Genomic DNA, 19,852 nt, shown 5'->3' on the forward strand with positions numbered 1-19,852 from the left:
TCGATGCCGGAGCCGATCCGGCGATGGACATGCAATGATCGTACTTCTTACCCGCCGGATCACAGGTCTTATCCTGACCCTGATCGCCGTTTCGTTGCTGATCTTTGCGGTGATGGCCCTGCTGCCGGGCGATCCCGCCGCCATCACGCTCGGCACCTCGGCCTCGCCGGAGACGCTTGCCGCGCTGCGACACGACATGGGCCTCGATCAGCCATTGATCGTCCGCTACAGCCAATGGCTTGGCGGCGCGCTGACTGGCGAGCTCGGCAAGTCCTATACTTATGGTGTGCCGGTCGCCGGCCTCATCGTCGAGCGGCTGGCTGTCACATTGCCGCTTGCCATCCTCGCCATTATTCTTTCCATCCTCATCGCCGTGCCGCTCGGCGTGGCGGCCGCCGCCCGGCGCGGCGGCATATTCGATATTATCGCCACGCTGTTTTCGCAGATGAGCATCGCCGTGCCCGGCTTTTGGGTGGGCCTGCTGTTGATCCTGCTGTTTTCCACCTCGCTCGGCTTAATGCCGGCGGGAGGATTTCCCGGTTGGAGCGATGGCCTGGGACCGGCACTCCGGGCGCTGATCCTGCCGGCGGTGGCATTGGCTCTGCCGCAGGCAGGTGTGCTGACACGGGTCACTCGTTCGGCCGTGCTCGACACGCTGCATGAGGATTTCGCCCGCACGGCGGTCGCCAAGGGCCTGTCAAGCGGTGCCGTTCTCTGGGGCCATATCGTGCCGAACGCCCTGGTGCCGATACTGACCATCCTCGGCCTGCAATTCACCTTCCTTGTCGCTGGTGCCGTGCTGATCGAGAACGTCTTCAACCTGCCGGGTCTCGGACGGCTCGCCTTGCAAGCGCTCAACCAGCGCGACATCGTCGTCATGCAGGATGTCGTGCTGTTCTTTGCTTCCCTCGTCATCATCATGAATTTCCTGGTCGATCTCTCGTTTCTGGTCATCGACCCCAGACTTCGCAGCGGAGGCGCGCGATGATTACGGTCGAAACCGTCGCCCCCGCTCCTCCCCGCCGCTCCCGGTTCCGCGCCCTGCGCCGCGCCAATCTGATCGTAGGCGCCATCATCATTCTCTCGCTCGTCGCTGTCGCGATCCTGTCACTCTTCTGGACGCCAGTGCCGCCGGCGAAGCTGCAAATCATCCATAAGCTGCAGCCTCCTTTCGGCTTCGGCCTTCTGGGCACCGACCAGCTCGGCCATGACGTGCTGTCGATGCTGATGGTCGGCTGCTGGAATTCGCTGTCGATCTCAGTGTCGGCGGTCGCGATCGGCGGCACGATCGGGACGGTGATCGGCATTGCCGCTGCCGCTCAGCGCGGATTGTTCGAATCGCTCGTTATGCGCACCTGCGACGTGATCTTCGCATTGCCGCCAATCCTTTCGGCCATGATCCTCGGCGCCTTTCTCGGTACCGGACGCTTTACCGCCATCACCGCCATTGCCACCTTCATGGTTCCTGTCTTTGCCCGCGTGGCGCTTAGTTCGGCGCTGCAGGCCTGGAGCAGGGATTACGTGCTGGCGGCGCGCGCCCTCGGCAATACGCACCTGTCGATCACCATGCGGCATGTGCTGCCGAACATCATGGGCGTCATCATCGTCCAGGCGAGCATCCAGCTCGGCCTGGCGATCCTGACCGAAGCCGGCTTGAGCTTCCTCGGCCTCGGCGTGCCGCCGCCGGCGCCGACCTGGGGGCGGATGCTGGCGGAAGCGCAGACCTATCTTGGACAAGCGCCCTGGCTCGCCATCCTGCCGGGCCTGGCGATTGCACTCTGCGTCCTCGGCTTCAACCTGCTTGGCGACGGCCTGCGCGATCTTCTCGATCCACGCGCGGCACGCCGCTAAAGCAATTCCAGGAAAAGTGCGAAGCGGTTTTCCGTCCGGAATGCGTAAAAACAAAAGGATAGAGCGGGAAAGCGATTCCGTTAAACGCTGAACCGCTCTAACTTCGACATACGAAGAGAATGACCATGACCGAAGCGACCGATCTTTCCATCCGCCAGCTCCTTCGGAAATTTTCCGAAAAGAGCCTTTCGCCGAGTGAATACTGGCTGGCGCTGGAGAAACATATCGAGGCGTGGGAGCCGACGATCGCCGCACTCTACGCCTATGACCCGGAAGCAGCGCGCCGACAGGCCGCCGCCTCCACCGAACGCTGGGCGAAGGGTGCGCCGCTCGGAGCACTGGACGGCATTCCGGTGACCCTCAAGGAGCTGATCGCCACCAAGGGCCAGCCGGTGCCGCTCGGCACGGCCGCCGTCGAACTCATTCCCGCCGCGGAGGATGCGCCGGTCGCAGCCCGCCTGCGCGAGGATGGCGCGGTGATCTTCGCCAAGACCACCTGCCCGGACTACGGCATGCTGTCCTCTGGTCTTTCCAGCTTCCACAAACTCAGCCGCAATCCCTGGGATCCGACCCAGAATCCTGGTGGGTCCAGTGCCGGCGCCTCGGCGGCGGCGGCTGCCGGCTACGGGCCGTTGCACATCGGCACGGATATCGGCGGCTCGGTGCGCCTGCCGGCAGGCTGGACCGGCATTTTCGGCTTCAAGCCAAGCCATGGCCGCATTCCGGTCGATCCCTATTATGTCGGCCGCTGCGCCGGGCCAATGGCCCGCACGGTCGAGGACGCCGCCTTTTCCATGGCCACGCTCTCGCGGCCCGATTGGCGCGATGGCACCAGCCTGCCGCCGAACGAGATCGACTGGATGGATCTCGATATCGATGCGCGCGGGCTGAAGATCGGCCTGATGCTCGATGCCGGCTGCGGCCTGCCCGCCGATGCCGAGGTGCGCGATGCGGTTGTCGCCGCCGCCAAGCGCTTCGAAGAAGCGGGCGCTACGATTATCGACGTCGCGCCGGTGCTGACAAAGCAGATGCTGGATGGACTGGATGTCTTCTGGCGAGCGCGTTTCTGGAGCGATATCATGGGATTGAGCGAGGAGCGCCGCGACCTGATCCTGCCCTATATCTACACATGGGCGAAGGGCGGTGCCGATATCAGCGGTGTCGAAGCGGTGCGCGGTTTCAACCAGACGATCGAGATGCGCAGGAGTTGCGGCAAGCTGTTTACGACGATCGATGCGCTGCTATCGCCCACCAACCCGATCGTCTCCTATCCGGCCGATTGGGCCTCCCCTACCAACGATCCGGCCCTGCCCTTCGAGCACATCGTCTTTACCGTTCCCTGGAACATGTCGGAGCAGCCGGCCTCATCGATCAATTGCGGCTTCTCCCGCTCCGGCATGCCGATCGGACTGCAAATCGTCGGTCCGCGTTTTGGCGACATGCTGGTGCTGAAACTCTCGAAGGCGTTCGAAACCTGGACCGGCGGGGTCACGAACTGGCCGAAGCCACCTGCTCCCTGACCGGCGCGTACCGCGCGACCTCTCCCCGCTGGGGCAAGGGTGAAGGCCTACAGCCGGGCCGCACCTTTCTCCTCAACATCGGCGCCAAGCTGCCGCAAGGCCTTTTCGATGACACGCAGGTCATCCTGCAGGCCGTCATCTATACTCATCATGCTGGCGCTGCCGGCGCGCTGGATGCCGCGAGTTTCGCTCTGCAGCTCACGCAGCCGATCGATCTTGCGACTGCGCCTCAGATGGCTGTCGTGGAGGATATCCCTGATCACCTGTTCCATCGCCGTGATCGGCATGATGCTTCTCCTCTCGAACAAGACGGTGTTCAATCGAGGAAATAACGGTTTAGATTCAGACCGGTTCCGACCGGCTCTCAGCCCTGCAGGCGGCGGTAGCCTGTCGGTTGCTCATAGAGCCAGCCGATGCGCTCGACGGCGGCGGCGAAATCTTCGCGTGCCGTGGTCATCGTATGGCCGTTGGCATGCACGATGGTTTTCTCGTCTTCCATGATGGCCACATGGCCCTTCCAGAAGACGAAATCGCCGCGGCGCAATTCCTCGCGCGTAATCGGTTCGCCGAGGCCAGCCGCCTGCATATCCGCATCGCGCGGCGCGTCGCGGCCCGTCATCAGCAATGCGAGCTGCACGAGGCCGGAGCAATCGATACCGAGGCCGGACCGGCCACCCCAGAGATAGGGCGTTTCCAGGAACCGCAAGGCGACATCGACATAGTCGCCACCATCATTGTAACCGATCGGCTGGACATGCTTGGCGAAGATGGCCGCGCCGCCTTCGAGGACGACATAATGGTTCCCCCGCGTCTCGGCCATGCCGGTGACGCGCACGCGGCTGCCCATGGAGAGGATATCCGCGTGGGGTTTGCGCAGTTCCGGATCGGGATAGAGAAACGTCCGCTGCGTCACGACGACATGCGTGGGTGCGGCCTGTTCCGTCAGGATCGCTTTTTCGGGAAGATAGCCAACATAGCCGTCCGACACCGCTTTCACCCAGCACCAACCATCCTTGCGCTCGAAGACATCGACCTCTTCGCCGAACAAAAGCTCGGTGTCGATGCCGCGCGCCAGATCCGGCTGCGGGCGAAGGGCAACGACGGGAGCGACGACCTGCGCCCTGGTGCCTTCGACAAAACGGCCGGCCTCGACCTTGCCCCGAAGGGAGGCCTCGGCAAGATCGGGCCGAAAGGCATTGAGACGGCGGTCGAGCATCATGAACATGGTCCTCTAGAGCAATTCCAGGAAAAGTGCGTAGCGGTTTTCCGTCCGGAATTGCGTGAAAACAAAGAGATAGAGCAGTTCAGCGATTCCGTGAAGCGCTGAACTGCTCTAGACGGATAGTTTGCGGCCTTGCTCGATGACGAGATCACCGAGCTTTTCCAGATAGAGCGCGCCTGCGACAGTGCGCTTGATGATGACGTTGCGGCGATCACGCTCGTCGCGGACGCGGTCGACCAGACCCATCTCGCCCATGGTGTCGAGCGCACGGGTGATGACCGGCTTGGTAACGCCAAGCGTTGCGGCGAGCCCTCGTACCGTATGCGGTGGCGGCACGAGGTAGATCTGCAGGAGGATCGCCATCTGCCGAAGCGTCAAGTCATGACCCTCGCGACGCACCTGCTCGAGCGCCACGCCTTGCCAGAGGCCGAGAGCCTGCGAGGCAGAGAGTTCAAGCGGCAAAGGCAACCTCGAAGATCGTTACGCTACCGTTTCAGTCTCGGCCAAGATCATGGCGGTTTCAAGGGGAATTCGCCAACCCTTCTCCCCGCAATGCGGGGAGAAGGGTTGCAGCACATTCGGGCCGCCAGCGGCCACCTCATGGTGAGGTGCGAAGGTCCAAAGGACCGTAGCCCCGAACCATGAGGGCGGGTGAGAGGCAGTACTTCGGCCCTATCGCACGCTCTGGCGGATATAGTGATACAGCGCCCGGATGGCCTGCGCCTCGCCGCCGCCCGGCGAGTGAGGACGTTCGCTCTGTGCCCAGCCGAAGATATCGAAATGCGCCCAGCTCGGCGTTTTCGTCACGAAACGCTTGAGGAACAAAGCGGCGGTGATCGAGCCGGCCATGCCGCCGGACGGGGCATTGGTGATATCGGCGAATTTGGCGCGGATATCCTTGTCGTAGCCCATGTAGAGCGGCATGCGCCACAGCGGGTCGTCCGTCTCAAGGCTGGCGTCGGTGAGATCTCGGGCAAGATCGTCATCGTCGGTGAAGAAAGGCGGCAGGTCCGGGCCGAGCGCGACACGGGCAGCACCCGTCAATGTCGCCATGTCGATCATCAGATCAGGCGCTTCTTCGTCAGCATACGCGAGCGCATCGGCGAGGATCAGCCGTCCCTCGGCGTCGGTATTGTCGATCTGCACGGTCAGGCCCTTGCGGCTCTTGTAGATGTCGCCGGGACGGAAGGCATTGGACGAAATCGAGTTTTCGACGACCGGAATAATGACGCGCAGATCGACCTTCAGCTTGGCGTCCATGATCATCAGCGCCAGGCCCATGACATTGGCGGCACCGCCCATATCCTTCTTCATCAGCAGCATGGAGGATGCCGGCTTGATGTCTAGGCCGCCGGTGTCGAAGCAGACACCCTTGCCGACCAGCGTGATGCGGCGATGACCCTTCTTGCCCCAGCGCAGTTCCAGAAGGCGCGGCGCATCGGCGCTGGCGCGGCCGACCGTGTGCACCAACGGGAAATTCTGCTTCAGGAGATCGTCGCCGATAATGACGGACACCTCCGCCTTGTAGTGCTCGGCGAGCGCCCGGAAGGCGGCTTCGAGCTGTTCCGGTCCCATGTCGTTGGTCGGGGTGTTGATGAGGTCGCGGGCGAGGAAGACGCCGGCGAGCTGGCGCTTGATATCGGTGGCGTCCGCATCGCGCGGAATCATCAGCGTCGGCGGGTTGGCTTTTTCCGATTTGTAGCGCTCGAACCGGTAGCTGCCGAGGCCGAAGCCGAGCGAAAGCCGGTTTGCCGTGAGCGGCGCGGTCTCGATATGCCAATCACCCGCCGGCAGGCTACGCGCCAACCTGCCCGTCAGGAAGGGTTGTTCCGAGGGGTTGGAGCCAAGGCCGAACAGAGCGCCGCCGAGATGGCCTTCTTCGGTCGGAATCAATAGCAGCGAGCCGCTATCGGCCTTGTAGCCGGCCTTGCTCGCCCAATCGAGGGCGATGGGATCGATGGTGCCAGTCTCGATATGTGCCGGAGTGACGGCAAAAATCGGCAGCGTCGCGCCACCCTTCGAGTTGAAGGGGCTCGCGCGCTCGATGTACTGATAGGGGGCCATAACTATCCTTTGGCAATGATTTCCGGGAATCGCGGGTTAACTCTCTGTTAGGGTTAACAGATTATTGCTGGAGCGAACATTGCGTCAAACCTTTCCCTGTTCCGATTTGAGGCCAGGCGCAGGACTCAGGCATTTCGGGATAGGCGCCATGGCCACTTCGTCAACCACGTCGACATTCAAGACCTTCCTGCTCCACGGTGCGTCAGCGGCACTTATGGCGCTTGTACTCGCCGGCTGCTCGACGACCGGAAAAGACAAGATGACGACCGGCTCGATCCCGACAATGTCAAAGCCGGTCGACGAGATGAACGGCGCGGACCTCGCGCAGGCGACCCTTACCCTCGGCAAAGCCTATGAGGCCAATCCGAAAGACCGCGATACCGGCGTCAACTACGCCAATGCGCTGCGCATGAGCGGGCGCAACGATCAGGCGCTGGCGGTCATGCAGCAGGTGGCGATCGCCCATCCCGACGATCGCGGCGTACTGGCTGCCTACGGCAAGGCTCAGGCCGCTGCCGGGCAGCTCCAGGATGCGCTTGCGACCATCGATCGCGCGCAGACCCCGGACCGCCCGGACTGGCGGCTGGTTTCGGCCGAAGGCGCGATCCTCGATCAGCTCGGCCGCTCGACCGAGGCGCGCGGCAAATATCGCGATGCACTCGTGCTGCAGCCGAATGAGCCGACAATCCTTTCCAATCTCGGCATGTCCTATGTGCTGACCGGCGATCTGAAGTCCGCCGAGAGCTATCTCCGCTCCGCCGCCAGCCAGCCGACCGCCGACAGCCGCGTGCGCCAGAATCTGGCTCTCGTGGTCGGGCTGCAGGGCCGCTTCCCCGAAGCCGAAAAGATCGCCCGCCAGGAACTGACGCCACAGCAGGCGAACGCCAATGTCGCCTATCTGCGCTCCATGCTGGCGCAGCAGAATTCCTGGCAGAAACTCGCCGCCGGCGATGGCGGCAAGAAAGCGATCAACTAGAGCGGTTCAGCGCCAGATATGCCGCGGCAGGCCTTCCGCCACCAGCCGGACGCCAAGCGCGCCCATGACGGCACCCGCGATCCTGTCGATCCAAAGCTTGGCGCCGAGATAGAGCGCGCGCGGACGGTTTGACGAAAAGGCGAGTGTCACAACCGTATACCAACCCACCTCGACGGCGAAGACCGCCAGTGGCACGGCGAGCATCAGCCCGGGAGCGGGTTCCGCCGGGAGAAGTGCTGCAAAAATGCTGCCGTAGAAAATGGCCGTCTTCGGGTTGCTGAGCTGCGTCCCCAGCGCAAACCAGAAATTACGCCCGACGCTCCCGCCGACCGGCGTGGCCGGGGCGTCGATGGCAAGATCATGGGCGGCGTTCCGCCAAATGCGGATGCCAATGTAGATCAGATACAGGCCACCGGCGACCTTCAGGGCAAGATAGAGCCATTCGACCTGCATCAGCAGCGCGTTCAAACCGAACAGGGTCAAAGTCGCGAAGGTGACGCTGCCAGCACCCATTCCGAGCGCGGCGGCAAGGCCAGCCCTGCGCGAGCGGGAAACGGCGATGCGGGAAACGAGAACGAAACTCGGACCAGGGCTGACCGCTCCGATGAAAACGGCGGCGATGATGCTGAAAAAGATAGCTATGGATGACATGCAAATCCTCCCGATACGATCGGCCTCGGGGCGGACGACGCCATCTTCGCGCCGGTATCATCCGCCTCACATTGCCGATGACGCAGGATTGGAAATTAATCACGTCCGGCACCGGCGGCAAGTTTTGTATGTCAGAATTTGTCCATCACCTGGATAGCCGCCGGGCCAAGGATAACGGCCATGAGAACGGGCAGGAAGAAGACGATCATCGGCACCGTCAGCTTCGGCGGCAGGGCGGCGGCCTTCTTTTCCGCCTCGTTCATGCGTTCGTCGCGGCCTTCCTGCGCCAGCACGCGCAGTGCCTGCGAGATGGGCGTGCCATAGCGCTCGGCCTGGATCAGAGCCTGCGTCACCGATTTGACGATTTCGATCTGCGTGCGGCTGGCGAGATTGTCGAAAGCGGTACGGCGATCCTGCAGGAACGAGAGTTCCGCCGTGGTCAACACCATTTCTTCGGCGAGTGGCGGCGATTGCTCCGCCATTTCTTCGGAGACGCGGCGCATGCCGGCTTCGATGGAAATGCCCGATTCCACGCAGATCAGCATGAGATCGAGCGCATCCGGCCAGGCGCGCTTGATCGATTTCTGCCGTTTGGTCATGCGATTGGAAATATAGATGTTCGGTGCATAAAAGCCGAGATAGGCGGTGCCGATAACGCCGAGAAGGCGGATCGCGAAGGGCTTGGCGGCGAAGTAGCCAAGGACGAAAACGAAAATGACGGCAACCATCAAGAATAGGAACGGCAGCAGAAAACGCGCCACCAGGAACATGTTCAGCGCATTTTCCGAACGCAGACCGGCCGCCCGCAACCGATTGACCGTATTGGTATCGACCAAGGCGGTGCGGAGATTGAAGCGCTCGACGATCTGGCGGACATTCTGGTTGTTCTGGCTGCGCAGCGAGGCCTTGCCGCCATCGGCGGTCAAGCGGGCGCGTTCCCGGGCGCGGATCTGTTCTCGCTCGGTGGAAACGGCTTTCATGCGTTTGTTGAGATCGCCGCGCTCCAGGAAGGGTACGGCGATCGTGTAGAAGGTGGCGAAGACGGCGATCGCCACGAAAACGGCGAGTACCGTGCTGGGATCGGTCAATCTACTGGCGAAATCGGAGGACATGGCTCAGCGTCTCCTTCGGTCAAATCTCGAAATTGACCATGTTGCGCATGATGTAGATGCCGACCGACATCCAGATGCCGGCGGCGCCCAGGATCAAATGGCCGCGCGGATCTGTGAAAAGGATCAACATGTATTGCGGCGAGGTCAGATAGACGAGCGTCGCGACGATGAAGGGCAGCGAGCCAATGATGACGGCCGAGGCTTTGGCTTCCATCGACAGCGCGGTGACCTTCGCCTTCATCTTCTTGCGCTCGCGCAGCACGCGCGCAAGGTTGCCCAGCGCTTCGGAGAGGTTGCCGCCGGCCTGCGCCTGGATGGCGATGACGATCGTGAAAAAGTTCACCTCCTGCAGCGGCATGTGGTTGGTCATGCGCGCGCAGGCATCGGTCATGCTCAGGCCGACCTGCTGGGCTTCGACGACGCGGCGGAACTCGGTTTTCACCGGCTCGCGCGCCTCGCCCGCCACCAGCCGCACGGCGTCATTGAGCGGCAGGCCCGAGCGGATCGAGCGGGTGATGAGGTCGAGCGCGTTGGGGAATTCATCGAGGAACTTGTTCTGCCGGCGCTTGATGAGGAAACCGATGACCCAACGTGGCAGGCCGAAGGCGGCGGCGAAGGGAAGGCCGACCAAGACGGCGACCGGTGCGCCGAGCAGGAAGACGACAAGCATGATGAAGAAGCCGAACAGGATGCTGAAGAGATAGAAACGCGCCGGCGTTAGCGACAGGCCGGCTTGCCCGAGGCGTACTTTCAGCGACTGCTTCTTCTTGGTGTTCTCCAACTGGCGCTTTTCGAGATCCTTCAGCGAATCCTGCACCGATTTGCGCCGTTTCGACATTTCCTGCACGCGGTCGCGCGCCGCCTTGACCTGCATACGGTCGGTCTCGGCCGATTTGATGCGGTTGACGCGGCTGTCGGCCTTTTTCTGCCTCTCGATCCGGGAATAGAGGATGCTGTAACAGACAGCCGCCGCGGAGACGGCTGCGAGCACCACAATCAGAAGCACTACCGGATCGACACCGAACATCGGGAAAGTCCTATTTCGACTTGTTTTCCATTTCGTCGAGGGCAGCAGCCAGGCGCTTTTCCTCGTTGTAGTAGCGGGCGCGGTCCCAGAAATTCGGCTTGCCGATGCCGGTCGACATATGCCGCCCGATGATACGCCCGTTCGCATCTTCGCCTTCGATCTCGTAGCGCATCAGGTCCTGCGTGATGATCACATCGCCTTCCATGCCGATCACCTCGGTGATCTGGGTGATGCGGCGCGAACCGTCGCGCAAGCGGGCAGCCTGGATGACCACGTCGACGGAGGTGGAAATGATCTCGCGCACCGTCTTCGCCGGCAGGCTGAAGCCGCCCATCGCGATCATCGATTCCATACGGCTCAGGCATTCGCGCGGCGTGTTGGCGTGGATCGTGCCCATCGACCCGTCGTGACCGGTGTTCATCGCCTGCAACAGGTCGAAGACTTCCGGTCCGCGCACTTCGCCGACGATGATGCGTTCGGGTCGCATGCGCAGGCAGTTCTTGACGAGATCACGCATGGTGATCTCGCCTTCGCCTTCGATATTCGGCGGGCGGGTTTCGAGGCGGACGACGTGCGGCTGCTGCAGTTGCAGTTCGGCCGTATCCTCGCAGGTGATGACGCGCTCGTCGCGGTCGATATAGTTGGTGAGGCAGTTCAGAAGCGTCGTCTTGCCCGAGCCGGTACCGCCGGAAATGACGACATTGCAACGAACGCGGCCGATGATCTGCAGCAGCGTGGCGCCCTCCGGCGTGATGGCGCCAAAGCGGACGAGCTGGTCGAGCGTCAGCTTGTCCTTCTTGAATTTACGGATGGTGAGCGCGGGGCCGTCGATCGACAGCGGCGGTGCGATGACGTTGACGCGCGATCCGTCCGGCAGGCGGGCGTCGCAGATCGGACTCGATTCATCGACGCGGCGGCCGACCTGGCTGACGATACGCTGGCAGATGGAAAGGAGCTGTGCATTGTCGCGGAAGCGGACTTCCGATTCCACTGTCTTGCCGCCGACTTCGATGAAGGTCTGGCCGGCGCCATTGACCATAATGTCGGCGATATCGTCGCGGGCAAGCAGCGGCTCGAGCGGACCGTAGCCGAGCACGTCGTTGCAGATGTCCTCAAGCAGTTCCTCCTGCTCGGAGATCGACATCGCGAAATTCTTGATGGTGATGATGTCGTTGACGATATCGCGAATTTCTTCGCGCGCAGCCTCCGCATCGAGCTTTGAGAGCTGCGACAGGTCGATCGTATCGATCAGAGCGGAAAAGACCTGCGACTTGGTGTCGTAATATTCTTCGGTGCGCGCCGGCCGGCGGCGTGTCGGCGTCTGCATCGAAGGCGGCGCGACCTGCTGGCGCTGTTGCGACCCCTCGCGCGCCGGCTCGACCAGCACTGTCGATGCCGCAGGCGCTATCGCGGACGGCGCGCGCGCCGGCGCCGGCGGAGGCGTCACGCCACCGCTCTTTGCAGGACCTTCATTTCCGCGTCTGCCAAACATGCCGTCGATCCAATTCTACGCTAGAGCATGATCTCAAAAACACGAACCGGCCTTCGAACAAGATCATGCGACATCAAACAATTACTTCCGCTTCAGAAGGCCGAGCAGGCCGCCCTTCTTCGTCTTCTTCAGGGCAACGCGCCCGGTAACGATGTGCGATATCTGCGAGAAGGTCTCGGCGACCGGTGATTTCGGGTCGGTCTCCGAAATCATGCGGCCGCTGTTGGCGGCGTTGCCGAACAGGTTGATATCGAAGGGAATGATGGCGATCGGGTCGGTCTCCAGCGGCTCGCAGAATTCCGAGGGACCGATTTCCGGGCGCTTCGGCATACCGACCTGATTGAGGATGAGATGTGGCGCCTTGTCGTTGGGGCGCAGCTTGCGCAGCGCATCCAACATGTTCTTGGCGTTGCGCAGATTGGCAAGGTCGGGCGCCGCGCAAATGACGACTTCGTCGACAGCCGAAAGCACCGAGCGCGTCCATTCCGTCCATAGATGCGGCACGTCGAGCACGCTCACCGGCGCGCTGCGCTGCAGGACGTCGAGCACGGGCTGAAAGGCCTGGCCGTCGAAATCATAGGCGCGATCGAGCATCGAGGGGGCAGCGAGCAGCGACAGGTGCTGCGAACATTTGGTCAGCAGGCGATCGAGGAAAACCTCGTCAAGACGCTCCGGCGCATAGACGGCCTCGGCGATACCCTGGGCCGGGTCCTGATCGAAATCGATATTGGCGGTGCCGTAGGGCAGATCGAGATCGGCGAGAATGGTCTCGGTCGAGAACAGGTTGGAGATGCCGAAAGCGCAATTATGCGCGATGGTGGATGCCCCTACCCCACCCTTGGCGCCGATAAAGGCGACGCTGCGGCCAAGCGGCTCGGCATCGGGATCGACGAAGATCGCCGTCATCGCTGCCATGACGTCGGCCATGGCAACCGGCTGAACCATATATTCGGAAATACCGTTGCGGATGAGTTCGCGATAGAGGCCGATATCATTGTGATGACCGACGATCACCACCTTGGTGCTGGGATCGCAGACGGCAGCGAGCGGCGCAAGCTCCGCCAGCAAATTGCCCGGATTGGCCCGGGTTTCCAGGATGATCAGATTGGGCGTCGGCGTCGAGGCGAACATGTTTGCTGCCGCCGCGGTGCTGCCGCTGGTGATCCTGAGGCTGACCTTGGACATGCGCCGATCATTGGCGCATCGGTCCATCACCTGCTGCAACTGCTCGCTTTCGCAGAAGGCATGTACCGAGATGCGCGGCAGCGGTCGCATGTTCTCGAGATCGCCCGTGCGGGGCGCATCATCGGCCTCCAACTCGGGCTTTCTAATTTCGTAGTTGATAGCGCTCATGATTCTATCCTGTTCCGCCGGCCGGTTATCCTCATGCTCACGAGCCGAAGCCGCTGATCGTGGCCGTGCTCGTCGGGACGTTGCCGCTGCGGTAATTGTCGATCACCTTGCTGCGTTGGTCGGTATCGATCGGCGACATGGCGCGCGGCGCGACGAGGTCGGTCGGGTTTGCCACTTGCGCTGCGAGGTTGTTCTGGGTCGCGCAGCCGAAATTGTAGTAGTTCTGATTGTCGAAGGCGTTATCGGACAGATCTTCCGGCCATTGGCCGCAGGAATTGGTGGTCGCCGTCGTTGCCATGAAACTAAGGCGGATCGGCGCGGCATCACCGGGGCCGCCGGATTGATAATAATTGTCGACGATGCGCGCTGACGGAATGCCGCTTGCGACAAGTTCTTGCCGGATCTGCCGGCGAAGCGCGGAAACCCCAGGCGAGTTGGCCGAACTGCCGGGCGCCAGGATTTCGACAGTGCCGGAAGCGTGAGCCTTATAATCCTGCACGAAACCGCGAACCGTGTCGCGGGCGCCGGTCGTAATACGGCGATCGCCGGCAATGACGGGGATGTCGACGTGATGTTCCTTTTCGGTCAGCACGATAGGATGACGCTGACGATAGTCATCGGAAAGGGCGCTGGTCGTCATGCGATCCGGCGATCCCGCACATCCGCTGACAGCCGCAGCCATCATGATCAGAGCCAGGGCTGAAAATCGCGGCCTGGCGATACGGGGCGCATTGCGATCGAGGCTGGCCATCTTTTGGTCTCTCGTTGTTCCGGTTGAAAAGGGGTGCGTCATTGTCCGTCTCCCCTCACTTGTAAATAAAGCCGACCGTGCCGTGGAAATCGGCATCCGCAACCGGCGGGCCGTCCTTGTGCCCGTAGATCTTGTTCACACGGTTCATGAAGAAGGCGGAGACATCGTTGCTCGGTGAAAAATTGTCGTCTGGGCGAGCGAGTTGAGCCCGCGCCACCGGCCGTACCAGATAGGGCGTCGCGATGATCACCAGTTCGCTTTCGTCGCGTTCAAAGCTCTTTTGACGGAAGAGTGCGCCGAGGATCGGGATCTTCGAGGCGCCCGGCGTGCCGTTGGTGGTCTGCTGGACGCTGTCACTGAGGAGGCCCGCCAACGCAATGGAGCCGCCGGAGGGCAATTCGACCGAGGTATCGGCCGCACGCTGGTTATACGTCGCGGTTCCCGATGTGCCGACCGGGTTGGACACCTCAGTCTGGATATGCAAGCTGATGCGCCCTGCCGAGAGAACCACAGGCGTGAAGGCCAAGCTTACGCCGTAGGTAAAGGGCGTAATCGTGACGTTGCCGTCACTATCGGTCGTGGAGTAGAGCTGCTGACCGCCGGAATTGAAGGTCGCGGCCTGACCGGAGATTGCCGTCAATGTCGGTTCCGCCAATGTACGTACCGCGCCGGCCTGCTCCATGGCACTGAGATAGGTGCTGATATTGTATTTGCCGATCGCGCTCTTGAATAGGGCGGCGATACCGCCACCGCCCGCGGCCGCGGTCGTGTCACTGGTGATACTGCCGAGTTGAGCGACAGTCAGGCCGGAGGAATTGCTGACGAGATTGTCGAAGCCGATCTGCTTCAGCACGCTGCGCTTGATCTCGGCGACGGTGACCTTCAGCGTCACCTGATCCTCGCCCTCGATCTGCAGAAGGTTGACGATCTGTGACGTCTGGCGTGTTTCGGCAAAGAGGGCGACGGAATTGTCGCCGCCGCTGGCGCTGGCGGTTTCATTGCGCGTCGTCGCCTCGCCGCCCTTGAGGAAAGCCTCGGCAAGCTGTTCGGCGCGCGTCGAATCCTGCGGCGTACGCACCGTGCCGGTCATGACGATGTTGTCGGAGACGATCTCGACATTAATGTCGGAGTCAGGAATGAAGCGCTTGATATTGGACTGAAGACTGGAAATATCGCGCTCGATCTGGAGGTCGAGGCTGACGATCTCCTTCCCGTCGGCACCGAAGACGAAGATATTGGTCTGGCCGACCGTCTTGCCGAAGAGATAGATGCGGCGCGAAGTACGCGTCACGGCATCGGCCATCTTCGGATCGGAGACGAGAATATCATGGGCGTCTGCCGGCAAGTCCACCACCAGCGCCTTGTTGAGACCGAGCTTCAGCGTGCGCTTGGTGCCGAGGCCTGCAATGGTGACGATACTGTCGGAACCGTCGGCCTTGGCCGTCGACATGCGCAGAAAGGCCGGCGCTGCGGCGAAAGGCAGGCCGGAGAAAGCGACCGAAAAGGAGAGAGCCGCAATCGAGAGGAGGTGGATCGGTTTGCTGGTCTTGAACATAGTCCCGCCCCTTCTCATGGCGTCTTGGCTGCGGCTGTGCCGTTGGCGATGATCGAGCCTGATTTGATGACTTGGACGACGGCACCGCCATTGTCTCCGCTCAGCAGGTAATCGGCGGCGATCGTATCCGGCTGCTGCGCATCGGCGACGGAGCGCAGCGCCAGCGTCAGCCGGTCGGCCATCTGCTGGGCGACCGCAAGCACCTTGGTCTGATCCGGCGTCAGCTCAAGCGTTGCGGTCGTGCCGACCACGGACTTGCTGCCATCCTGCTTTTCCTCAACCTGCTGATCGACGGCGAGCACGCGGACATTGCTGAGCACCGTCTCGGTTACGAATTTCTGGGTATCGCCCTTGCGCACCATGATCACATCGACACGGTCATTGGGGAGAATGAAGCCGCCGGCACCGGTGGCGACGGAAATCTCGGTGGCGACCGCACGTTTCCCGGAGGGCAGCAGCGAGGAAAGAATGTGGCTGTTGGAATCGGCGACCTTCTCTTCGCGGATCGGTTCGCCTTCAAAGATCGGCAGACGCACGACTGCGCCATTCAGGTCTTTCAACGCATCGGGGCGCTCGGATTCGGTAATGAAACCCTTGACCAGGCCGCTCTGCGGCCAGGCCATCCAGTGGATCGACTTCTCATTCAGGCGCGAGCCGACCGGAAGATTGGCATCGGCGACAAGCACATTGACCGTCGCCTCCTTCTCTATAACCGCTTCGACCTGCGGCACGACATTGCGCGTGCCGGCCAGACGCATTGCCAGCAATCCGGCAAGGCCTGCCGCGACGACTGCCACCGCGAGTATCATTAAGCGAGCGGGTTTCATGATCATTCCTTGGGGAATACGACTCTTCGCCCCGCAGAATGCTCCGCAATTGGTGTAATTATGGTTAATGGTATATTACATTTACAATCAATTAAGCATAACTATTAAAGGCACACAGAATATAGCGTTGCGCAATACATCATTAATTCTTAGAAAGATCTAATTTAGATAATATGATATGTCGCCGCCGCGACCATAGGCGACGAGGGAAAAGCCAGGAAGCCGCCGATAGCGATGGCAATGCCATAAGGGATCTTCTTGGCAATCAGCAGCGAGTTCGGCAGTGGCAAGCCCATGGCCATGATGGCGCTCGAATGCGAGCGGATCACGAGGATAAAAAGCGTCACCGCGCCGCCGATGAGGGCAACATAAACGAGGAAGGCGAGAAGCGACGGATCGTAGCCAAACCAGAGTGCGGACGCCGCCAGCAGCTTGGCATCGCCACCGCCCATGACATTCAATGCAAAGAGCGCGAAGCAGACGCTGAACACGATGGCCGCGCCGGCAAAATGCATGCCGATGTCCGGCCATGTCAGACCGAGCAACGGCGCAAGCACGATGAAGGAACCGAGCAGGACGAGCGAAACCCGGTTCGGGATCGTCATGGTAAACAGGTCGGAAAAGGCCGCGACCGCCAGGCAGAGCGGGAAGATCAGCAATGTTGCAGCTTCAAGCATTTGATATCCCCACTCGAAATTAAAATGTCAAAAACCGCTCACTATATGGAGCGGTTTTCGAACATCTTACATCACTATACTTCCGCAATGATTAATGTGCCGCGGAAGCGGTGTCCATCTTGTTAGAGATATTAGTGAACGTATTGCTAAGCGTATTGCCCAGCGTCGTAGCACCGGTAATGATAGCGACGGAAATCAGCGCTGCGATCAGGCCGTATTCAATTGCGGTCGCACCGGATTCGTCTTTTAGGAAACGCGAAAAAAGCTTAGTCATAAGGTAGCTCCGATCACTTTGTTAACAGCGCGTCCCTCAACAGCGCCATTTTCAATCCAAACATGCCGCCGAGGCGCCGCAATCAATTAATGTGCGGCGGAGGCGGTGTTCATTTTGGTGGAGATATTGTTGAACGTATTGCTGAGCGTGTTGCCCAGGGTCGTTGCGCCAGTAATGATGGCGACGGAGATAAGCGCTGCGATCAGGCCGTATTCAATTGCGGTCGCACCGGATTCGTCTTTCAGGAAACGGGAAAAAAGCTTGGTCATAGGTTCACTCCACTCACTTTGTTGACAGCACGTCCGCCAACTGTTTGCCGTTGATCGGATGAGCAGAACGGTAGCGGCTGGCCGTTTCCATCGCTTTAAGGAAGTGGGTTAACAGATCGGAAAAACTAAAACGCAAATAGACTAGTTAACGTCAATTCATGTCTTTCCAAGCATTTTTAGAGAAAATCTTCAGCCTCTTCGTAATGATTAGGAGCTGATATATTAGCAATCAATGGGAATTGTTCCAATATATTGCAACTCCCGTAGGGAAATCCCAAAATGGAAGCAGAAGAGCACGACCTGCATCGGAATTGAACGAATAGCCTTCCCCTTAATTGTTCATTCACCATTCTTTCTCATTCTATTTGGTAATTGTTTCCGTCATCAGCTTCACGAGGCCAGACCCATGCCAACCCGCGGCAAAATTGCATTCTTTGCCTGCGTCGCCGCAGCAGTGGGGCTGATGCCGCAGTTTTCCCACGCCGCGGATAACGGCATGCTGCGCGTCTATATGGATCATGCACGCGTATTGAAGCTCGATCGTCCCGTCAGCAAGGTCATCGTCGGCAATTCGCAAGTGGCGGACGCGACCGTTGCCGATCCGAAGACCATCGTGCTTACCGGCCGCAGTTTCGGCACCACGAACATCGTCCTGCTCGATTCCGACGGCAACGCAATCGTTGATGAACGTATCCTCGTATCGATCGACGAGGGCAACACAGTCCGCGTCTACCGCCAGACCGACCGCTCGGTGCTTTCCTGCACGCCCAATTGCGAGCAGCATGCCCAACAGAACAGCACCGCCGCAGCCGCTACCCAATAATGGCGGCATCTCCGTTCCCCCTCTGTATTCAACTATACTAAATAAGACTTGTCTTTCTTAAACAATCCAAACATTTCTTCAATATGAAGAGAGATGAGAAACGGATTATCAAGAAAGCGGCTCTAGTCTTAACCCCACTTAAAACGTGCGGATTCCGGTATGATGCCAGAGGACGATATACTTGGGGGCAAGACTTTTGCGCAGAAACGTGCGGGCGGACGCCTGCGCGCATTCGTGCGTTCTCGCGACGGCGCTGCCGCCATCGAATTCGCCCTTCTCGCGATCCCCTATTTCCTGATCATCTTCGCAATTCTGGAAACCTTCGTTGCCTTCATCGCCGAACAGGTCGTTTCCAATGCCATCGATACCGTGTCGCGCGAGATCAGGACCGGGCAGATCACCGCCGCCACGGGTGCGCAACCGTTCCGTCAGGCTTTCTGCAACGAAATTTCCGTGATCATCGCATGCTCGGCAACCGAATTGACGACGCCGACCAATCTCTATCTCGACGTGGAAAGCTACACGAGCTTTGCAGCCATGCCGACCACCATTCCACGCGTGTCGTCCGATCCCTATTCCGACCTCGACACAACGGGCTTCAAATTCGCTCCCGGCGGCGCCAAGTCTATGAATATGGTGCGCGCCTATTATCGCTGGCAGATAATGACCGATCTGCTGCGGCCTTATCTCACCACGATACGGCCGTCAGACGGTTCGATGCCGACGACCTATCTTATCGTCGCGACGGCCGCCTTCCAAAACGAGAATTATCCGTGAGGAGGGTGGCGATGGCACGAAAGGAGCTAACGGTTAGGTTTTGCGCCCTTTTGCGGCGCTTTACCCGCGACGAGCGGGGCATCGGCGCGATCGAATTTGCCATTCTCTTTCCGGTGCTGCTGATGCTCTATCTCGGCGCCTTCGAACTTACCATTGCACTCAGCGTCGAAAAGCGCGCCAGCCGGTCGGCCGGATCCATTGCCGATATCGTGACGCAGCAATCCAGCGTCAGCAAGACGGTGTTCGCCACCATGCCTTCGGTTGCAAGCGCTATTTTCGCACCCTACGACTCGACCGGCCTGACCCTGAAAATCACCGGTATTCAGCTCGATGCCAACAGTAATGCCACCGTTGCCTGGTCCTGGGCGCAGGATGGCAGCAAGCCCTACGCGACCGGTAGCACCGCCACCGTCCCCAGCGACATCAATCAGGCGAGCACATTTCTGGTGCGCACCGAGCTTGCCATTCCGTATCAGCTCATCAGTTTCGGTTCGGATTTCCTGCCCGCCGGCAGCAGCCAGATCACCATCAGTCGCGAGTATTTCTATCGTCCACGGACTGACAGCACGGTCACCTGTAGCGATTGCTGAGCAGAATTGTTGTAAATCCCTGCAATATTTCCCACCTGAAC

Annotated in this window: 22 protein-coding genes; 7 read left to right on the forward strand and 15 right to left on the reverse strand. The window is 60.5% G+C overall.

All coding sequences use genetic code 11. The features are described from left to right. Nucleotides 1-34: 34 nt before the first annotated feature. From ACXHXG_RS06140 to ACXHXG_RS06150, 3 genes are all read left to right on the forward strand, one after another. Nucleotides 35-988: an ABC transporter permease gene (locus tag ACXHXG_RS06140; protein WP_457898736.1), complete on the forward strand. Its 954-nt coding sequence runs from the start codon at nucleotides 35-37 to the stop codon at nucleotides 986-988. Next, nucleotides 985-1,851 (forward strand): ABC transporter permease, encoded by an 867-nt coding sequence (locus ACXHXG_RS06145; protein WP_457898737.1) that lies wholly within the window; start codon nucleotides 985-987, stop codon nucleotides 1,849-1,851. The genes ACXHXG_RS06140 and ACXHXG_RS06145 overlap by 4 nt, the downstream gene beginning before the upstream one ends. A 125-nt stretch (nucleotides 1,852-1,976) precedes the next feature. Then, nucleotides 1,977-3,371: an amidase gene (locus tag ACXHXG_RS06150; protein WP_457898738.1), complete on the forward strand. Its 1,395-nt coding sequence runs from the start codon at nucleotides 1,977-1,979 to the stop codon at nucleotides 3,369-3,371. 47 nt (nucleotides 3,372-3,418) lie between these two features. Here ACXHXG_RS06150 and ACXHXG_RS06155 read toward each other — a convergent pair whose 3' ends face one another. The 4 genes from ACXHXG_RS06155 to ACXHXG_RS06170 all read right to left on the reverse strand — a co-directional run bounded on the left by ACXHXG_RS06155 (nucleotide 3,419) and on the right by ACXHXG_RS06170 (nucleotide 6,657). Beyond that, nucleotides 3,419-3,658 (reverse strand): hypothetical protein, encoded by a 240-nt coding sequence (locus tag ACXHXG_RS06155; RefSeq protein ID WP_457898739.1) that lies wholly within the window; start codon nucleotides 3,656-3,658, stop codon nucleotides 3,419-3,421. Nucleotides 3,659-3,735: 77 nt separating this feature from the next. Next, the gene (locus ACXHXG_RS06160) at nucleotides 3,736-4,590 is read right to left on the reverse strand and encodes a C40 family peptidase (protein WP_457898740.1); all 855 of its coding nucleotides are present in this window, start codon (nucleotides 4,588-4,590) and stop codon (nucleotides 3,736-3,738) included. A gap of 114 nt (nucleotides 4,591-4,704) precedes the next feature. After that, entirely contained in the window at nucleotides 4,705-5,055 is a 351-nt protein-coding gene (locus tag ACXHXG_RS06165) for a MarR family transcriptional regulator (RefSeq protein ID WP_104821653.1), read from the reverse strand. A 210-nt stretch (nucleotides 5,056-5,265) separates the two neighbouring features. Next, nucleotides 5,266-6,657, reverse strand: a complete 1,392-nt coding sequence (locus ACXHXG_RS06170; protein ID WP_283048567.1) for a leucyl aminopeptidase family protein — start codon at nucleotides 6,655-6,657, stop codon at nucleotides 5,266-5,268. Nucleotides 6,658-6,805: 148 nt separating this feature from the next. On the opposite strand from ACXHXG_RS06170, the gene ACXHXG_RS06175 reads away from it, so the two are divergent. Next, nucleotides 6,806-7,633: a tetratricopeptide repeat protein gene (locus ACXHXG_RS06175; RefSeq protein WP_457898741.1), complete on the forward strand. Its 828-nt coding sequence runs from the start codon at nucleotides 6,806-6,808 to the stop codon at nucleotides 7,631-7,633. A 6-nt stretch (nucleotides 7,634-7,639) separates the two neighbouring features. Here ACXHXG_RS06175 and ACXHXG_RS06180 read toward each other — a convergent pair whose 3' ends face one another. The 11 genes from ACXHXG_RS06180 to ACXHXG_RS06230 form a co-directional block, all read right to left on the reverse strand. Continuing rightward, nucleotides 7,640-8,284, reverse strand: coding sequence for a LysE family translocator (locus ACXHXG_RS06180; protein WP_457898742.1), 645 nt, complete (start codon nucleotides 8,282-8,284; stop codon nucleotides 7,640-7,642). Nucleotides 8,285-8,415: 131 nt separating this feature from the next. Next, complete coding sequence (locus tag ACXHXG_RS06185; RefSeq protein ID WP_104821649.1) at nucleotides 8,416-9,396, reverse strand: type II secretion system F family protein; 981 nt, start codon at nucleotides 9,394-9,396, stop codon at nucleotides 8,416-8,418. A gap of 19 nt (nucleotides 9,397-9,415) precedes the next feature. Beyond that, the gene (locus ACXHXG_RS06190) at nucleotides 9,416-10,423 is read right to left on the reverse strand and encodes a type II secretion system F family protein (protein WP_457898743.1); all 1,008 of its coding nucleotides are present in this window, start codon (nucleotides 10,421-10,423) and stop codon (nucleotides 9,416-9,418) included. Nucleotides 10,424-10,433: 10 nt separating this feature from the next. Next, nucleotides 10,434-11,915, reverse strand: a complete 1,482-nt coding sequence (locus ACXHXG_RS06195) for a TadA family conjugal transfer-associated ATPase (RefSeq protein WP_457898744.1) — start codon at nucleotides 11,913-11,915, stop codon at nucleotides 10,434-10,436. 81 nt (nucleotides 11,916-11,996) lie between these two features. Beyond that, a complete protein-coding gene (locus ACXHXG_RS06200) occupies nucleotides 11,997-13,268 on the reverse strand; it encodes a CpaE/TadZ family protein (RefSeq protein WP_457898745.1) in 1,272 nt (423 codons plus the stop codon). A gap of 37 nt (nucleotides 13,269-13,305) precedes the next feature. Beyond that, the gene (locus tag ACXHXG_RS06205) at nucleotides 13,306-14,019 is read right to left on the reverse strand and encodes a CpaD family pilus assembly protein (RefSeq protein WP_104821645.1); all 714 of its coding nucleotides are present in this window, start codon (nucleotides 14,017-14,019) and stop codon (nucleotides 13,306-13,308) included. Between the two features lie 55 nt (nucleotides 14,020-14,074). Next, the gene (locus tag ACXHXG_RS06210) at nucleotides 14,075-15,574 is read right to left on the reverse strand and encodes a type II and III secretion system protein family protein (RefSeq protein WP_457898746.1); all 1,500 of its coding nucleotides are present in this window, start codon (nucleotides 15,572-15,574) and stop codon (nucleotides 14,075-14,077) included. Between the two features lie 14 nt (nucleotides 15,575-15,588). After that, on the reverse strand, nucleotides 15,589-16,401 hold the full coding sequence (cpaB, locus tag ACXHXG_RS06215) for a Flp pilus assembly protein CpaB (RefSeq protein ID WP_457898747.1): 813 nt from the start codon (nucleotides 16,399-16,401) through the stop codon (nucleotides 15,589-15,591). 164 nt (nucleotides 16,402-16,565) lie between these two features. Continuing rightward, nucleotides 16,566-17,078, reverse strand: a complete 513-nt coding sequence (locus tag ACXHXG_RS06220) for an A24 family peptidase (protein WP_457898748.1) — start codon at nucleotides 17,076-17,078, stop codon at nucleotides 16,566-16,568. Between the two features lie 91 nt (nucleotides 17,079-17,169). After that, entirely contained in the window at nucleotides 17,170-17,352 is a 183-nt protein-coding gene (locus ACXHXG_RS06225) for a Flp family type IVb pilin (protein ID WP_457898749.1), read from the reverse strand. 86 nt (nucleotides 17,353-17,438) lie between these two features. After that, nucleotides 17,439-17,621: a Flp family type IVb pilin gene (locus tag ACXHXG_RS06230; RefSeq protein ID WP_457898750.1), complete on the reverse strand. Its 183-nt coding sequence runs from the start codon at nucleotides 17,619-17,621 to the stop codon at nucleotides 17,439-17,441. A 406-nt stretch (nucleotides 17,622-18,027) separates the two neighbouring features. Here ACXHXG_RS06230 and ACXHXG_RS06235 point away from each other — a divergent pair, with 406 nt between their 5' ends. The 3 genes from ACXHXG_RS06235 (at nucleotide 18,028) to ACXHXG_RS06245 (ending at nucleotide 19,811) form a co-directional block, all read left to right on the forward strand. Beyond that, on the forward strand, nucleotides 18,028-18,444 hold the full coding sequence (locus ACXHXG_RS06235) for a pilus assembly protein N-terminal domain-containing protein (protein WP_457898751.1): 417 nt from the start codon (nucleotides 18,028-18,030) through the stop codon (nucleotides 18,442-18,444). Between the two features lie 159 nt (nucleotides 18,445-18,603). After that, complete coding sequence (locus ACXHXG_RS06240; protein WP_457898752.1) at nucleotides 18,604-19,221, forward strand: TadE/TadG family type IV pilus assembly protein; 618 nt, start codon at nucleotides 18,604-18,606, stop codon at nucleotides 19,219-19,221. A gap of 11 nt (nucleotides 19,222-19,232) precedes the next feature. Then, nucleotides 19,233-19,811 (forward strand): TadE/TadG family type IV pilus assembly protein, encoded by a 579-nt coding sequence (locus ACXHXG_RS06245; protein ID WP_457898753.1) that lies wholly within the window; start codon nucleotides 19,233-19,235, stop codon nucleotides 19,809-19,811. Nucleotides 19,812-19,852 lie beyond the last annotated feature (41 nt).

This window comes from Rhizobium sp. LEGMi-198b, from assembly GCF_054114205.1.

What these genes read in the sequence shown, in the direction of transcription:
- ACXHXG_RS06190 (WP_457898743.1), bottom strand. Translation starts at nt 10,423, where the DNA reads ATGTTCGGTGTCGATCCGGTAGTGCTTCTGATTGTGGTGCTCGCAGCC.
- ACXHXG_RS06180 (WP_457898742.1), bottom strand. Translation starts at nt 8,284, where the DNA reads ATGTCATCCATAGCTATCTTTTTCAGCATCATCGCCGCCGTTTTCATC.
- ACXHXG_RS06140 (WP_457898736.1), top strand. Translation starts at nt 35, where the DNA reads ATGATCGTACTTCTTACCCGCCGGATCACAGGTCTTATCCTGACCCTG.
- ACXHXG_RS06175 (WP_457898741.1), top strand. Translation starts at nt 6,806, where the DNA reads ATGGCCACTTCGTCAACCACGTCGACATTCAAGACCTTCCTGCTCCAC.
- ACXHXG_RS06145 (WP_457898737.1), top strand. Translation starts at nt 985, where the DNA reads ATGATTACGGTCGAAACCGTCGCCCCCGCTCCTCCCCGCCGCTCCCGG.
- ACXHXG_RS06225 (WP_457898749.1), bottom strand. Translation starts at nt 17,352, where the DNA reads ATGACTAAGCTTTTTTCGCGTTTCCTAAAAGACGAATCCGGTGCGACC.
- cpaB (WP_457898747.1), bottom strand. Translation starts at nt 16,401, where the DNA reads ATGAAACCCGCTCGCTTAATGATACTCGCGGTGGCAGTCGTCGCGGCA.
- ACXHXG_RS06170 (WP_283048567.1), bottom strand. Translation starts at nt 6,657, where the DNA reads ATGGCCCCCTATCAGTACATCGAGCGCGCGAGCCCCTTCAACTCGAAG.
- ACXHXG_RS06160 (WP_457898740.1), bottom strand. Translation starts at nt 4,590, where the DNA reads ATGATGCTCGACCGCCGTCTCAATGCCTTTCGGCCCGATCTTGCCGAG.
- ACXHXG_RS06185 (WP_104821649.1), bottom strand. Translation starts at nt 9,396, where the DNA reads ATGTCCTCCGATTTCGCCAGTAGATTGACCGATCCCAGCACGGTACTC.
- ACXHXG_RS06150 (WP_457898738.1), top strand. Translation starts at nt 1,977, where the DNA reads ATGACCGAAGCGACCGATCTTTCCATCCGCCAGCTCCTTCGGAAATTT.
- ACXHXG_RS06220 (WP_457898748.1), bottom strand. Translation starts at nt 17,078, where the DNA reads ATGCTTGAAGCTGCAACATTGCTGATCTTCCCGCTCTGCCTGGCGGTC.
- ACXHXG_RS06195 (WP_457898744.1), bottom strand. Translation starts at nt 11,915, where the DNA reads ATGTTTGGCAGACGCGGAAATGAAGGTCCTGCAAAGAGCGGTGGCGTG.
- ACXHXG_RS06245 (WP_457898753.1), top strand. Translation starts at nt 19,233, where the DNA reads ATGGCACGAAAGGAGCTAACGGTTAGGTTTTGCGCCCTTTTGCGGCGC.
- ACXHXG_RS06240 (WP_457898752.1), top strand. Translation starts at nt 18,604, where the DNA reads ATGATGCCAGAGGACGATATACTTGGGGGCAAGACTTTTGCGCAGAAA.
- ACXHXG_RS06205 (WP_104821645.1), bottom strand. Translation starts at nt 14,019, where the DNA reads ATGGCCAGCCTCGATCGCAATGCGCCCCGTATCGCCAGGCCGCGATTT.
- ACXHXG_RS06235 (WP_457898751.1), top strand. Translation starts at nt 18,028, where the DNA reads ATGCCAACCCGCGGCAAAATTGCATTCTTTGCCTGCGTCGCCGCAGCA.
- ACXHXG_RS06200 (WP_457898745.1), bottom strand. Translation starts at nt 13,268, where the DNA reads ATGAGCGCTATCAACTACGAAATTAGAAAGCCCGAGTTGGAGGCCGAT.
- ACXHXG_RS06155 (WP_457898739.1), bottom strand. Translation starts at nt 3,658, where the DNA reads ATGCCGATCACGGCGATGGAACAGGTGATCAGGGATATCCTCCACGAC.
- ACXHXG_RS06210 (WP_457898746.1), bottom strand. Translation starts at nt 15,574, where the DNA reads ATGTTCAAGACCAGCAAACCGATCCACCTCCTCTCGATTGCGGCTCTC.
- ACXHXG_RS06230 (WP_457898750.1), bottom strand. Translation starts at nt 17,621, where the DNA reads ATGACCAAGCTTTTTTCCCGTTTCCTGAAAGACGAATCCGGTGCGACC.